Annotated in this window: 11 protein-coding genes; 5 read left to right on the plus strand and 6 right to left on the minus strand. The window is 43.6% G+C overall.

The window, feature by feature from the left end; genetic code table 11:
* Both C505_RS22955 and C505_RS0118865 read left to right on the plus strand, forming a co-directional pair.
* Positions 1-265: transposase (locus C505_RS22955; RefSeq protein WP_018694200.1), on the plus strand; the 265-nt coding region annotated here is incomplete at its 5' end.
* A gap of 173 nt (positions 266-438) precedes the next feature.
* A complete protein-coding gene (locus C505_RS0118865; RefSeq protein ID WP_018694201.1) occupies positions 439-1554 on the plus strand; it encodes a GGDEF domain-containing protein in 1116 nt (371 codons plus the stop codon).
* 95 nt (positions 1555-1649) lie between these two features.
* On the opposite strand, the gene C505_RS0118870 is transcribed toward C505_RS0118865, so the two are convergent.
* Together C505_RS0118870 and C505_RS0118875 are read right to left on the minus strand one after the other, a co-directional pair.
* Entirely contained in the window at positions 1650-2966 is a 1317-nt protein-coding gene (locus C505_RS0118870) for a sensor histidine kinase (RefSeq protein ID WP_018694202.1), read from the minus strand.
* Complete coding sequence (locus C505_RS0118875; RefSeq protein ID WP_018694203.1) at positions 2963-3628, minus strand: response regulator transcription factor; 666 nt, start codon at positions 3626-3628, stop codon at positions 2963-2965. The genes C505_RS0118870 and C505_RS0118875 overlap by 4 nt, the downstream gene beginning before the upstream one ends.
* Positions 3629-3754: 126 nt before the next feature.
* Between C505_RS0118875 and C505_RS0118880 the strand changes: the two genes are divergently transcribed.
* Positions 3755-4333, plus strand: coding sequence for a cytochrome b (locus C505_RS0118880; RefSeq protein WP_018694204.1), 579 nt, complete (start codon positions 3755-3757; stop codon positions 4331-4333).
* Between the two features lie 42 nt (positions 4334-4375).
* Here the strand turns inward: C505_RS0118880 and C505_RS0118885 are convergent, their stop codons facing one another.
* Positions 4376-6988, minus strand: a complete 2613-nt coding sequence (locus C505_RS0118885; protein ID WP_040440319.1) for an ExeM/NucH family extracellular endonuclease — start codon at positions 6986-6988, stop codon at positions 4376-4378.
* A gap of 159 nt (positions 6989-7147) precedes the next feature.
* A complete protein-coding gene (locus C505_RS0118890; RefSeq protein ID WP_018694206.1) occupies positions 7148-9373 on the minus strand; it encodes a bifunctional diguanylate cyclase/phosphodiesterase in 2226 nt (741 codons plus the stop codon).
* A gap of 248 nt (positions 9374-9621) precedes the next feature.
* On the opposite strand from C505_RS0118890, the gene C505_RS0118895 reads away from it, so the two are divergent.
* Positions 9622-10422 (plus strand): SDR family oxidoreductase, encoded by an 801-nt coding sequence (locus C505_RS0118895; RefSeq protein ID WP_018694207.1) that lies wholly within the window; start codon positions 9622-9624, stop codon positions 10420-10422.
* 2 nt (positions 10423-10424) lie between these two features.
* A complete protein-coding gene (locus C505_RS22960; RefSeq protein ID WP_018694208.1) occupies positions 10425-11351 on the plus strand; it encodes a TIGR03899 family protein in 927 nt (308 codons plus the stop codon).
* A gap of 94 nt (positions 11352-11445) precedes the next feature.
* Here C505_RS22960 and C505_RS0118905 read toward each other — a convergent pair whose 3' ends face one another.
* Complete coding sequence (locus C505_RS0118905; protein WP_018694209.1) at positions 11446-12207, minus strand: TIGR04219 family outer membrane beta-barrel protein; 762 nt, start codon at positions 12205-12207, stop codon at positions 11446-11448.
* 55 nt (positions 12208-12262) lie between these two features.
* A complete protein-coding gene (locus C505_RS23920; RefSeq protein WP_018694210.1) occupies positions 12263-15745 on the minus strand; it encodes a beta strand repeat-containing protein in 3483 nt (1160 codons plus the stop codon).
* Positions 15746-15795: the final 50 nt, after the last annotated feature.

Here is a 15795-nt window from a genome sequence, read left to right on the forward strand (position 1 = left end):
CGACTTTCCAGCGGAGCACTGGCAACATATTCGAACGACAAATCCAATCGAGTCCGTGTTTGCGACGGTTCGTTTAAGAACCACGAAAAGTAAGCATGGTGGCAGTCGAAAAACGACACTGGCGATGGCTTATAAGCTGCTGGTAACCGCACAAAATAAATGGCGTCGATTGAGAGGCTACCGCCTTCTAGCGGATGTCATTGCAGGGATCGAATTCAAGGATGGAGAAAAAGTAACGTCGGATGATCAACAGGATGCTGCATGATCATGTCATACACCAGATTTGACTATAGCTCTCAACTGATATGAATTGAAGAAAAGCTATCTCAATTGATTTAGCGCCTGACTACAGCTGTTTTAAACAAATAAACAAGCAGGTTGGTTTATAATTGGGTACGTAATTTGATTTTTGTTTGAAAATAACTTCCTAAGACAAAGATGATCAAGCAAACCGAACAGACCTTATTAGAACAACTTCGGATCACCGAATTTGAAATTGAACATCGTAAAGCACTATTCGGTATTACCGAAACGGATTGCATGAATCTAAAAAAGCATCAAGACCTCGTTGATAAGAATTTAGAAACTATCGTTGAAGATTTTTATAAAATTCAGACAAACATCCCTGAAATATCTCTGATCATTGGTGATATTGATACACTGGGTCGGTTAAAGTCTGCTCAGAAAAATTACATTATCGATCTGTTTAGTGGTGTCTATGATATTGAGTATGTGAATAATCGGCTGAGGATTGGTCTTGTTCATAAACGGATTGGAGTAGAGCCAACTCTATATCTTTCAGCCATTTATGCTTTGAAGACATTGATCTATGAATTGTTCGCAAGAAGTAAGCTCACAGTAGAAAAAGGCACACTGATACAGTCTTTAGAAAAAGTCTTTATGTTTGATGTGACGTTAGTCTTTGAGACCTATATTCGTAGCATGCTTTCCGAAATAGAAATGTCAAAAGAAAAGTCTGAGCGCTATGCGCAAGAATTGGAAGAAAAAGTAAAGCAAAGGACTCAGGAATTAGAGGAAATAGCACGCGTTGATATGCTCACTGGACTAATTAATGTCCGTTACTTAGACGAAACGCTCACGAAATGTCTCAGAGCAGCGGAGAGAAGATCGGAGCCAATTACGCTTGTCTATATGGATGTGGATGATTTTAAAGCATTCAATGATACACATGGCCACCAAATAGGAGACGAAATCCTAAGGGCTGTAGGTGTTGCGATGCTCAATGTTTCACGTGAAGACGATCATTGCTTTCGTTATGGAGGGGATGAATTTTGTGTTGTAATGCCGAATTGTACAGAAAAACATGCACAAGATATTTACGTTGAAAGGCTCAAAAAAGAAATACATTTACTTCATGAGGCTGTTGATGTGACGGTTGGTATAGCTCAAACAGGACCGCTAAGTTTTCTAAAACCACATGAACTTATCTCTCAAGCAGATGAACGCATGTATATCCAAAAACACTTAAAACCTGAAACGAAAATAAGTACTTCAAAAAAAGGCGCTGCAAAAAAAAGCAGTGGAGAAGTGTGATGCATCGGACATTCCATGACTTTTTGCATGGTAAGAGTTACTTTTGAATGATGTGCTTTCAATGTATCAAAGATGGCTCTCCGGATTGATAAATATTACCTTGGAAGGAATACGGTTGCTGAAAGTCCTTCAAGGTGTTCGCTTTTCTCTAAAATCAATTTCCCTCGATTCGATTCAATGATCTCAGACACGATACCGAGACCGAGGCCAGTCCCTTTCTGATCATTTGGACTGACACGATAAAAGTGTTGTGTGACATATTCTAAGTGCGTTTTTTCAATACCTGGCCCATTATCTTCAACAATGAACAGAAAATTGCTGCCTTGCAATTCACATCGCATGTTGATTTGGATCGTTGCTTTATCGTTGTAGCGTAATGCATTTTCGATGAGATTTCGGATAATGATTTCTAACTGGCTGGGATCCGCGGTGACGATAAAAGTCTCTTCTGGGACAATAGAAATCTGTGTTCGATTCATATCGAGTAATTCATGGGAGATCAAATCCCCGAGCACCTGACGGATCACCTCAGTGACATCGACGGATTGTTTACGCTGACAGTGGTTTGATTGCACACGTGCCCAATCGAGGAGTTGCGTTGTGAGCAGTTCGACACGGAGCGTTGCTTGCTCAATTTGTTTTATCGCTGGTGATGGCTGATAGGCATCAGAGGCGATATACGATTGAACTTGCGCTTTTAAAGCCGTGATCGGTGTGCGTAACTCATGTGCTGCTGAATCTAAGAATACGCGCTCTTTCGCAAGGCTATCACTCAGTCGATCCATCAGGTCATTGATCGCCTGGACCATCGGCTTGATTTCTTGCGGAACATTATCGCAGGGGAGTTGATGACGCTGTTTCATATTCAGCTTATCAATTCTTTGTGCCAGCTCATCCAAGGGTTTTAAACCCGTTCGAACGCCATAATACATTACGATAATGGCAAAACTGAAAATGAGTAATAAGACGAAGAATAAAGCGGCAATGAGAAATCTCACAGCCAGCTTTCGCTCAGAATCCTTTAGACCAACCCAAACCGTTGTTTGTGTTTCGTCGTCAGTGGCGGAGCTGACGAGCCACTTTTCGCCAGTTTTTTCATCTGTAAAGACCGTGTTTTTTGTAAAAAAGTAAAGCTGTGGACTGTTTGCTGTTTTATAAAGGGTTTGATTGCCACGGCGGACAAAAATGAATCGATCTGAATGATTCGGACATGCCTGATAGTCGTCATCCCCAAGCTCTCTTGCCATTTTCATCGTATCCAGAATATTGATCGCGATGATCCGGGCATGGTGGAAATACATCTTTCTGGTTTCTTTCCAGACCAGAAACTTTGCGCACACAAGTGCGACCAACCAGGCAACACCGATGATGAGAGCGATTCGAGTGACAAGGCGACGTTGAAGGGAGGTCATTCAGGTACCTTTGGTGTGAGGTAACCAATCCCGCGAATTGTTCTGATTACGGATGGACTTAACTTTTTACGAATTTGTGAGACGTAAACTTCGATTGTATTCTCTTCAATATATTCATCCCAGTTATATAAGGCGTCAATGAGTTGCTTCTTCGTTTTGACATGACCTTTATTTTCAACCAGATAATGCAAAAGTTTGTACTGGGTCACTGGTAAATTAACAGGCTTATTTTGGTACGTAATGATTTTACTTGCTGGATCAATGGTGACCTCACCATAAGTGAGGATTGGTGCTGCACGACCCATACTCCGACGGATCAATGCACGGACGCGTGCAAGTAATTCTTCTAAATCAAACGGTTTGACTACATAATCATCTGCACCTAAATCCAAACCGCGAACTTTATCATAGGACGCATCCCGTGCTGTAAGCACTAAAACAGGTGTTTCGACTTTTTGATTTCTGATTTCATTGAGCACCTGGAAACCACTCATATCAGGCAATCCTAAATCCAGAATGATCAGGGCATATTCCTGGATCCGGACCGCATGCAATGCCTGACTACCAGAAGCCGCATGGTCCATCTGTTGTGCGTCTTGTTGGAATCGTGTTTGGATTGCATCCGCAATGATTGGATCGTCTTCAACGAGTAAAATTTTCATTCATAAATCTCCCAGGAAGCGCATTGTAACTTTTTTTCCTGATGAAATGCTGATTGATCCTTTCAGGGAATTATCAGGATAAAGAAGTATTATCGTGAAAAATTCACTGAGTTAAAGGAAAAAATAATGACATCTCTCGTCGAGACACAACATCAGGAGTCGGAACAACAAATTAGTTCTGCAAAAAAATTATCGAAGACATCTATTCTTATGCACTGGAGTGTTGGCTCATTGATGATTGGCATCATGGCCATTGGTTTCTTTATGACTTGGAACGAACGCTATGACCTTTACAGTCTACATAAGTCTTTAGGTGTTCTTATTTTGCCGCTTGCACTTGCACGAATTGCTTGGCGAATGAAAAAAGGGTTTCCAGAGCCAGTGGCACCCATGGATAACCTCAAAGTGATAGCAGCTAAAGTTGTGCATTACTTATTGCTTGCAAGTACAGTGATCTTACCTGTATCAGGCATGGTTGGGTCGGCAGCAGGTGGTTATGGTGTGCCATTCTTTGGGATGAGTCTCATTGATGCTGTACCACAAGATATGCGCCCAGTGAATGAAACCTTGGCTAGTTTTGCACATACGACGCACTACATTGCGGGCTATGTACTTGCGGGTGTTTTGATACTTCATGTTGCTGGAGCGCTTTGGCATCATGTCATCATGAAAGATAGAACATTGAAACGTATGCTTGGTCGTTAATTGAATAGTCTCAGGCACCCGATAAGGGGTGCCTGAGGTGAGTTACTGATATTGGATTGTGATATCGGTGCCAAAGTAGGGGAAGGCATTATGTAGTGCGATATGCCAAAGCCCAGGCTTTGGGTTTTGGATTAAACATTGTTCATTGTTCCCCCATAAATAAGGGCGGCAGTCAAAGTCTTGGTGTGATGGGATTGCTTCATGTCGAATATACAGATCAGCATCACCGATACCTCCTGCAATAGAGACCTCAAATAATGTCGCTCCTTCTGGGATTTGAATGGAATAATGTCGCCATGGTCGGAAGAATGACCAAAGCTTCGGATTGATTTGCTGATAAGGAACAACTTTTCGTGCCATATCCAGCAAGATCATATCGTGATCAGCGGCACGGAACGGCCCTTCGGAATAATAGTCTTGTTGTTGGCTTGGTGTTTTATTTTCAAGGTTGTAATCTAAGACACGAGGCTCATCACTATTGGTGTGCCAGACGGATATCCGATTAATTTTTTCTGCAAGAGAATGGGTTGCAAGTGCATGATCTAACGCACCAGCATAACCATCATAAATATAGGTATAGTTGTTCGCTTCTTTATCGCGTTTGAGTAGATTGTTATAACCAGATGACTCAATCGCACGTACAGGATCTTCCATGCTATAGGCATTCAGATCACCTATGATCAAGATATCTTCATCTTGGATCCCTGTAGGGTAAGTATTGAGCCATGCGGCAAGTGTTTTTGCTGCAGTTGTTCTCGTTGCATTCCAGCATCCTTGACCATCTTGTTGATCCCTATCTTGGCCTGTCGGATTGTTACAGCGTTTTGATTTGAAGTGATTGACAGCAACCGTAAAAATCTCACCTGTGAGCAGGTTTTTAAAGCTTTGAGCGAGTGGTTGGCGGTTATGATAATCGAATGGGAATGTATGAAGGACTTTAGCCTGACCGACTTCATCAAAGATTTGTGTGTTATAGAGAAGTGCGACGGTGATGGCATCATCGCCAATTCGATTTAGTCCTTGAGGCCGGACGAATTGGAACGTTTGATTGGTTCGTTGATTGAATCGGTGAGTGAAGTCAGCAATTGCGCTGTGTTCTCCAAAGCCATCGTTTTCAATTTCGACGAGGCCGACCAATGCTGATTCAGAGTCCCAAATACTGTTGATCAATTTTTCAGTCTGTCGTGCCAGCTCTTGAGGAGTAGAGGCCCCACGCGGTGTTGGAAAACCACCACCTTGTCCGTTGCCATTAAAATAGTTTTGCACATTGAGGACACCGATACGATAGGCATCTCCTTTTTCTAAAGGACGTGGTCTTGGATTTGTTTGAGTGAAATGTACTGTCTCAATCGGATGGATTTGATATTGATCAAATTGGCCGAGGATACCTATTAAACTGGTCACTGTATCGCCAGAACGAACGGTATTGTCACTACTTAATCCTGGCAGGGGGAAAGGAATATAGGAAGGGAAGCGTGATTTGCTTCCATCATTGAGCACGATCTGACGGTGTTCATTTTCTTTTTTGATGCGGTTCGCTTCTTCACCAGGCAATGCGATTTCAGTGGGCTGCATTAAGCGTTCAGAACCCAGAGTAAGTTGACCACTGAAACCAAGCCGATAGGTATGATTCACGATCCACGGGTGTTGGTTGGTGATAAGCATACCTTCCAATGCTTCGATTTCAAGCGGATGAGCAAAAGGGAGAGGAAGGAAAGTTGGTGTGATTGAATGCCCTTGATCACATATGTTGATGGACTCTACCTGGGAAAGTTGCGTTTCGGATTTAAATTCGGCTATACGCCCTCTTACACGGACATGGTCCCCAATTTGCAGTTGTGGCTGCTGGGTTGTCGTATACACAAAAAGTCCCTCTGAAGTCGATGAGTCTGTATCCTGATTGCCCGTTTTTTCCTGAATAAAAAAACCATTCAGCTTATCATCCCCTAAATATAATGCAGAGACGATTGCCTCAACATCTACACGTTGACCAAGCATTGGACTGCGTAACTGATTACCCTGGATTTCATGAATGCGAACGACTGGTTCGCCACAAGTGGGCTCAGGCAAGTCTGGAGTGTCCGGATCATCGTTTGTGTTATGTTTGCCAAGCCCTGAAAAATCATTCTTTGCAAACATATCCCAGGTATGATCAGGGTAAAAAGGAGCATGGGCATTTAGGTCACCTGTCTGAATACCCTGATGGCGGCGCAACGTTCTATCTTTGGTGTATATACCGCCACTTGACCAAGCGTCTCCTGGGTCAACGCCAATTGTGCCAAAGCGATCAACGATCTGTCCTTGATGCGTAAGAATAATCGCATCATCACCATTAAACCAAGACTCCTCATCCGTTTGTTGCGCAACACGAAGTATCGCTTCGGATGCGTCACTATTGGCCAGAACAAATGTTTGATGCGAGTCGACCATACCACGGAGCTGGATCGTGCGCTGAGGGTGGTTTTGACCATTAAAGTACATTTGGATTTTATATTGGGAGAGGTTGATGGTTTCTTCGGTTGGATTGTAGATTTCTATGGCTTTATTGAGTGCACTTCCTTCAACATATTCAGAGATAAAAACCGAAGCTTCTAATTGAGATTGTACGACTATGTTTGTAAGCCCTAACATCCACCATACCAGAGGTTTTTTCATAGTTAATCCTTCGCTTTTTGTTTTGTTCCTGTTATCTTATTTGATTAAAATCATAGGCTTAGAGTATTTCCAAGCTGCATAAAGATTAGCCAATAGATGTGACGATGTCATGAACTTTCATTGGAGATTTAAATATGAATCGTTTGAAGTGAAAGTTATTTACTTCGATTTTAGATAGGTAACAAGCTCTGAATATGGCATCGGTTTTGCGTAGTAAAACCCTTGTGCATCATCACAACCTAAGCTTTTTAAGAAAGCTTCTTGCTCTGGTGTTTCGATGCCTTCAGCAAGCGTGTTGAGTTTGAGCTTTTTCCCAAGATGCAGAATGGTTTCAACAATTGCAGCACCTTGCTCATCATCACTGGCACTCACAAATGCGCGGTCCACTTTAATACGATCCAGGGGTAATTGCTGGAGATAACTTAAGCTGGAGAAGCCAGTCCCAAAGTCATCAATGGCGACTTTCACACCAAGCTCTTTGATTTTGAGTAATGAGTCAATGACCATTTTCGGATCATCCATCACCAAAGACTCTGTGATTTCCAGTTCAACCTGTGTGGGGGGCAAGCCAGACATCATGATGGTTTCTTTGACATTATCCACAAAGCTGAGGTTTCTGAACTGTGGCATGGATACATTCACGGCAACTTGTAGCCCAGGAAATCCCTCATCATCCAACTTTTTCGTATCTTCTAAGGAGCGTTCGAGGACCCAAGCACCGATATCGACGATCAGTCCAGAATATTCAGCGAGTGGAATAAAAGTCGCAGGTGAGATGTAGTCTCCATCACCGACGGGCCAGCGAAGGAGGGCTTCCATCCCGTCAACTTCCCCTGTTTCGAAAGACAGCTGGGGCTGATACCAGACCTCGAGTCGACGACTTTCAAAATCAGTTCGTAGTTGGCGGATGATCCCAAGACGCCAAGTGGTTTGCTCTTCCATTTCCGGCAAATAGTATTCGTGTCTCTCCTGAATCGATTTCTTTGCACGATTCAAAGAGATATTGGCTTGTTTTAAGATCACGAGGCCTGAGTTTGAGGTTTGCAATTTTCTACAAAGCCCAAGCGTAACTTTGATAGGAATGGAGTGTTCACCAGCTCGGAAGGGGGTTTCAAAAATCCGGAAAATATTCTCAGGAGTGATCTCAGTATCATGACCAATGACGCCAAAGACATCGGCACCAATTCTTGCAATGACTGTCTGGTCACCCAGCTCTTCTTGAAGTCGTTCAGAAACAGAAATTAACAGTAGATTTCCGACATCCTGTCCTAATCCATCATTGATATCGGAGAATTGGTCAATATCAATGAGCGCAACGATATCGCCTTCGAGTTTTGATGTGACGTATTGATCAAGTAGATTGATAAATTCAGTTCGATTTGGAAGTTTTGTGAGCCAATCGCGAAAAGCTGCGTACTTGAGTTCTTTCATCAAGTTCACACTTGCGTAAGCAGTTGCAATATTGCTGATGAAAATATTCAACATCTGCTCATCTAATTCGATTTGTTCCCCTTTACCAGGCAGATAAACAACAGCTTCGTAGCCCCGAATGCAAATGGGTATTACAATATCATACTCATCGATGAGCATTTCTTTTGTACTGAAAAAGTCAGTGACTTTCTGAATGATCCGGCCGTTATCTAAATCCGTGAGTTTTTGCCCAATGAGCTCCTGCTGTGTATTGCTAGCACCGACAACGATGGCAATTTTCTTATCCTTTGAGGCTGCATCAACGGGGACTTCCGCGCAAACAACCCCTTCACCACATAGATCAAGAAATCCAGAGATTGCTTTGATGACTGCCTGAGAAAAACTGGCAACATCACGCTGGGCCATAATGTGATTCACCGCATCGATGATATATTCGAGATCCGATTTATGTTGTTTGATCGTGCGGATTTGCTGAAAGGAGCGGATAGACGAAATGAGTGTGGCAACGAGTTTGCCGCGAGTCAGCTCTGTCTTTGTTTTATAATCATTGATGTCATAATCTTTGATTACGCTTTCTTCTGGAGCGAACCCAGGCTGACCTGTTCGTAACACGATCCGTACATCATCCAGCTTCATTTCTTCGCGGATATCCCTGGCGACTTTCAAACCTGCATCATCGGACTCCATCACGACATCTAACAGAATGACGGCAATGTCCTTATATTCCTGAATCAGTTTTTTCGCTTCCATCCCTGAATAGGCATGAAGAAACTCCAAGTCACGACCGAACACACTCAGGTCGGACAATGCAAGCTGTGTGACTGTATGGATTTCTTTGTCATCATCGACAATTAAAATTTGCCAGACGTCAGTGGAGCCGGAATTTTCCTCCAGCTCTTCTTCGTCGTCTTCGTCAATGAATAAAAGCTCGTCGTTTTCTTCGTTATTCGTCATAGAGACCTGCAGATACTCCGAAGGCTTAATATCTATTTTGGCTGACTTGCTACGTTATTAATTTATAGTCCAAAACGATGAAGACAGCCTAATATTCAGGCATGAAGAAGGGATAAATTCATGAGTAAAACGACTTGATTTTTGCTGATAGTCGCCGATGAGTTCTATATATTGCTGGATAAAAACAGCCCCTTCTGGTAGAACAGGAACACAGCAATTCGAATAAAAATAATGCAGTCAAGGCTCATATGAATTTGAAAGATAAAGTGATCATTGTCACCGGCGCTTCAGAAGGGATCGGTCGTGCATTTTGTTTGGAAGCGATAAAAGAAGGTGCAAAAATATCGTTGGCTGCAAGAAATCAGGAACGGCTGCAATCGTTAAAATCGGAGCTGGAGTCTTTAGGTGGTGAAGCAATATGTACTGTCACAGATGTGACTCGGCAGCAACATTGTCAAAATTTAATCGAATCAACAGTAGAACACTTTGGTCAAATAGATATTCTGGTAAACAATGCGGGTATGACCATGTGGTCACTATTCGAAGATATTGAAGATTTATCGATATTTGATGACCTGTACCGGGTCAATGTCATGGGGGCTGTCTGTTGTACTCACTTTGCATTACCTTACATAAAGCAAAGGCAGGGGATGATTGTAGCAGTGAGCAGCCTTGCAGGCTTGACGGGCGTTCCGACGCGAAGTGCATATTGTGCAACAAAGCATGCGATGATAGGGTTCTTTGACGCGCTGAGGATAGAATTAATGGATACTGGTGTGAGTGTTGTGAATATTGCGCCAGATTTTGTACGATCGGAAATTCATAAACGTGCTTTGGATGGAAAAGGGGTTGCTTTAGGCGACTCTCCAATGACGGAAGATAAAATTATGACGGCAGAAGAATTTGCTTTCTTCATGGTGGATGCGATTCATGAAGAGAAACGACTTGCGATCCCATCTCTTCGCGGTAAATTAGGGCGGATATTAAAAATAATCGCACCTGGTATGGTTGATCGTTTGGCCCGTCATGCAATCGAAAACAGGTATTGATTATGGCGAAAGTTGTCCCTTCTGTTTCGAGTACAGTCGTTCCGCTGAGTAGCAACAAAACGAATCGTGCCACCGAGCCGCAACGCCCGGCCAAAACATCTCGGCAGGATGGAAAGGATAAATCGACTGGTTCGATGAAGTCCGCAAATGCCAAAGCAAAATATACCCGCTTGTTTGCCAACCTCGGCCTCCAAATTGATGCTGTAGAAGATGCCGATGGATTAAGCCTTGATCAACGAGCCCGAAAACGACGTCATGTGATTGCACTGCGTAAGCAACGAAATTTAGAAGTTATCCTTGCGCTTGCCATTGAATTTTGCCCACCCCATGTTTCGGAGCAGGATGTTGATCCTGATTGGTTCTATAGCTTTACCGAAATGGCGGAGAATATTAGTACCAAAATAATGCAGGAGCTTTGGGGGAAAATCCTTGCAGGAGAAATTACGCAACCGGGGACATTCTCTTATAAATCACTGCAAATATTGCGAAAAATGACGTTGAAAGAGGCGCAGGCTTTTCAATCTGCTGTTCAATTGAGTTGCCGAACAGATCAGGATAGCGGCTCTCGGATCATCTCGGGTTTTTATTGCAAACCCTCATTATTGAATATATTTGGGATGAGCCAGCGGGAACTGATCAACCTGAGCAAATATGGTTTGAGCTATCCACAGTTGTTAAGCCTAATGGATATCGACTTGGTTCATCATGCTGAAATTGAATCCGGCGAAGCCACTCCAGATCAGCCGCTTACTTTGGTCTATGCAGGCAACTACCTTCCCCTTCAGCCTAAACGTCCAAAAACAGTGATGACCTATTATAAACTCACACAGTCAGGAAATGAGCTTGCAAGGCTGATGTCGGTAACCCCGTCTGGTAGTTATTTTGATGCACTCAAACAAGCACTAGGGAAGGGGTATCATATTCATTAGATTACATCCGCAGCATAATCAATCAAGATTGAGTATGTATCATATGAATCGTGAAAATGCTGACTTAAATGACTAAGCCAGCAGTAAATAATGATTAAAAATGGAAGACGACTCCACCATATAAACCATCCATATTGATATTGACAACCACCTTATCAATGTCTTCTAAATCTAAATTGAATCGACGATAGCCCAGGTATCCTGTGATATCGACAGCGGGTGTATCGACGAACTCATAAGCGAGTGCCAATGTGTAATCTGAGGCTGTATTATCGCTGATTGTGATGTAATTGCCTTCACCAAAAATGGAGAGTCCAGTTCCCGGAATACCAAATTCAGCGCGCGCATAGAGCATCGGCAAGAAGCCATCGAATGTTTCTTTACTTTGCTGTGCTGGGCTATCGACGTTTTTTACGGTAATGTCACCATCAACGTATTTCACGCTCATCCCTAAATCCAAGGAGATAAGGTCATTATCAAATAGCTCGTAATATAAATCTGTATCGAAACCACCAATGTTGGTTTCAGATAGAAGGTTTGAGTTGACCGCGTAGGTCGTTCCCCCAAATATGAACGTATTGGTCAGTGTTGTTTTCCCTGTATAATCCAGATCTTGATATGTCACGCGGACATTCGGGATCATCGGTAGTAGATGCTCAATCGCGACATAAAATGAAGCAGGTGTTTCATCCCCAAAATCAAATGTTTGTTGGTTATCTTTGCTGCTACCAAACTTTCCAGTTGGGGAGACATCCCAGCCCTCAATACCAATATAAGCACCAAGGATGGTATCCGCAGAGGCCGAAAAGGTCCCTACAGCCAGCATCAAGCCGGGAATAAGCGCGTATTTAGACATGGTTTGGATCCTTTTGATATCATTATTTTTACAGGAATAGATCCTACTTGCTGTTTTAGGTTCCGTCCATATGTACTGAAATGACAAAATCTTGCACAATATTACTCGATGGAAACGTTACTCTGACAGTCACCGCACCATTGACGGGGGCTTCGCCTGCAACCGTTGTTGTATTCGTATTGGATAAGGTAAAGGTCACGCGGTTGCCACCATAAGTATTTGGTTTGTTCGCACCGATCGAATTGGGGATCGTAAACGAAGTGGTGCCACCCAGAGCACCAACATTTGAGCTGATCCCAACAGTGGTTCCAGCAGGAAGAATCTGTCCCATTGTTGATGCGGTATCTGCAAGCGCAACACGAAGGGTCACGCTGCGGTCTTCACCCAAGGAGATGTCTTCTGTCAACGGATTCTTCGTACTGCCGATACTGAGATTGGCATCTTGATTTGCATCCGGATCATTGGTTCCAAGCACATAAAAACCTTCAAGATAACTCGGGTTGCCAGTTTGTGCGGTATTTGTACCAACGACATAAAGAGATATTTCCGCAGATGAAGAAGACAAAATTAATACAAACCCTTTGCGGACGCGAATACTCTTTTGAGACGCGCATAGAAGGGGGGCTGTACAATTTGGCCCGTTGAATAATCCATTTGCAGCATCGTAAACCCCATCGCCATCTTCATCCAAAACAATATCTTGATTATTTTTGATCCCATCTTCATCCAGATCCAAGAAGGTCTCAGCCATGTCATACCAACCACTGTTTTGATATTGAATATTACCAAAACCATTATTGATATTGGCTCCGCTGGGTCCTGCATCAAGTGCACTCCCATCATTACTATCGAAAACACCATTACCATTCGTATCGAAAAAAGTTTCCTGACCATCGACATAGGCAAGAATGGTGGCGCGATGATCACCGACGACAGGCTGCGTGCTTGTCCAAGTCACGTTACATGTCCCATTCGTCGTTGTACATTGGGAAGGGATCTGGCCTGACTCTGCAATAAATTGAACGGTAGTATTATTCGCAACAGGGTTATTGGCACTGTCCGATAGAAATACGGTCATGTTGACGGTTTCTCCGGGGCGATCCGCGGCTTCTGGATTAATTGTTGCTGGGGAGAAAGTGATGCTGTTTTGGTCAGGTAGCCCTGTATTGATGGACAGCTGACTCGATTGACTCTGCAAGACAGAATTATCAGGAAGCGTTAAGCTAGCCAACACTGAAAGAGGTGTTGGAACGACACCTGAGTTGACGACTGTTGTGACCAGTCCTTGGGAATTCGTTAAGGATGTTGTAGGGCTAAGTACAATACCGCCAACGGTTGTTGAAGCTGTGAAGTTAACCTGTTGGTTAGCCAGAGGATTATTGTTTTTACCTTTGACTAAGAATGTTAAGGTGGATGTCTCAACCCCACCAGTACCTTTCAAGGTGATACTTTGCGGGGAAGCAGAAACGAATTCGATGGAGCCTGCATCTTCGCCTGTGATTTGAATATCTTCAGAGGCAAGTAAGTCTACGGTATTGATTGTCACTTTGCCTTCAATTTTATCGAGCTTTCCTGTTGCTCCTCCACAGTTGATGTCTTCATAGGTGGCTGTTGCGCTTCCGTTGATCGTGGTGACAGTGGCATCAATGGTTGCTTTACCATCAGAGACACAACCCGATGAAAAGGTAATGGTGTTGGGGGTTAAGATCCGGATATTATTTTCATCGACAATGACGGCCGTTGCACTGAGTGTACCGCCTGCACTAATGGTTGGGGTACCCGTTTGGGTATCTGCAAAATCGATTTTCAATTTCCCATCAATAAACTGGTTGTTTGTGTCAAAATGACCAATTTTAACAATACTGGTTACAGGTGGTGCAGCTGTGATCTCATAGTTGAATTGACTGGTAAAACTGACCCCATCTTTTGACGCAGTGGCAATCGCAGTTCCTGCGCCCAAATTTGTTAAATCAGAATTGAGCGTCACTTGCGCTTTGCCCAACGACGTCGTTAAGGCACTGCTCGTGGCGAGTGTACCCAAGCCAGCTGTGAATGTAACGATCGCGTTTTCAATCGGTTGGTCATCTTCATCTAAGAAAGTTGCCTCTAACTGAACAGATTTACTTGCCTGAAAACGATTGACCAGGACACCGCTTTCCAGCATTGTTAAACTCACTTCTGGGGTAGCAGCACTTCCAGGTGAGCTTGCGCCAGAACTCACAAATTCAAGCGTTGTGGTTTGGGTTTCGCCAGTGCTGAGTGTCGTTGTTAATGTCCCAGCCCCCAGTGTACTGGATGTGCTATCGATACTGACTTGTGCAATACCTTGCGTATCGGTGAGTTTTGAAATGGGGTTGGGTGTTCCGATACTGCTTGAAAATCCAACATTTGCCCCAACAACAGGTTGCTCATTTTGAGTGACTTTTGCTTGAGCACATACAGTACTTCCTGCGAGAAAACTTGCGGTTGTGACTGCTGCACATTGATCGTCGAGCAGACTGATGGCGATTGTGGCTGCACCGGAGGGACTGACATCAAGAGCTGCAGTTTGTGTTTCAGTATTGCCAGCAATATCGGTCGTGAGTGTTAAGGTTGCAACACCTGTATCTGTATTCGCAAATGCGATTGTTGCTGTGGCAATACCTTGGCTATCTGTAAGCGCACTTGGTTTGGATAATGCGCCAAATGTTGTGGCAAAATTGACGGTTTGGTTTGGAATTACATTGCCAGAAACATCCTTGACCGTGGCTTGAATTGTGACGACTTCTGAATTAAGAATTGCGGTTGTTGCTTTATTCGCCTGATCAAGTAATGCAATTGTAATGGGTGTCTCCTTACTTTGCACGATACTCAAGGATTTTGAAACGTTTTGAGAACTGCCATCCACAGTAAATGTTGCCTGAATGCTTGCCAGTCCAATATTTGCATTCGAAACACTCAACGTTGTTTTCGCAAGCCCTGCAACATCGGATAAAACACTCGATTGGGATAACGTACCAGCTGTTGTTGTCCAATCAACTTGTACCCCTGATAACGGTTGATTTTGTGCATTCTTAAGAACAATTTCCAGTGCAACAGATTCACCGCCTGTGACTTGAGTGACAGGATCGCCATTCGTGTTTTTCATTTGCAAAGTTGGGGTGACGACTTCTGTTGATGAGACCTCAACGTTCGTTGTTGCTATTGTATCGGTTGAACCATCCAGTTGAGAAGTTGCAGTAATGGTTGCAACACCAGCATCAGAAGCGTTAAACGTCAGCTGCACAATTGCTTCACCATTCCCGCCGGTTAAAGCGGTTGCTGAGGAGAGTGTCCCGAGTGTGGTGGTAAAGCCTACGGATTGATTGGTGAGTGTTGGTGTTGTTTTGGCAGTGACTGTAACGGTGTCATTTGCGCTGACTTTACTCGCGGTGCTACCGGATGAAGTCGTAGCATTAACGCTTAATCCGGTGGCTCCAGTCGTCGGATTTTTCCCTGAAGAACCATTACAACTCATGAGCGATAACGCGGTGAATAGAAACAACGTCCATCTGATCATTATGTTGCCCCAATGTTGGTTTTCGGGCCTGTTTATCTTTCCTTAATGCT

This window comes from Algicola sagamiensis DSM 14643, from assembly GCF_000374485.1.
Lineage (GTDB): Bacteria > Pseudomonadota > Gammaproteobacteria > Enterobacterales > Alteromonadaceae > Algicola > Algicola sagamiensis.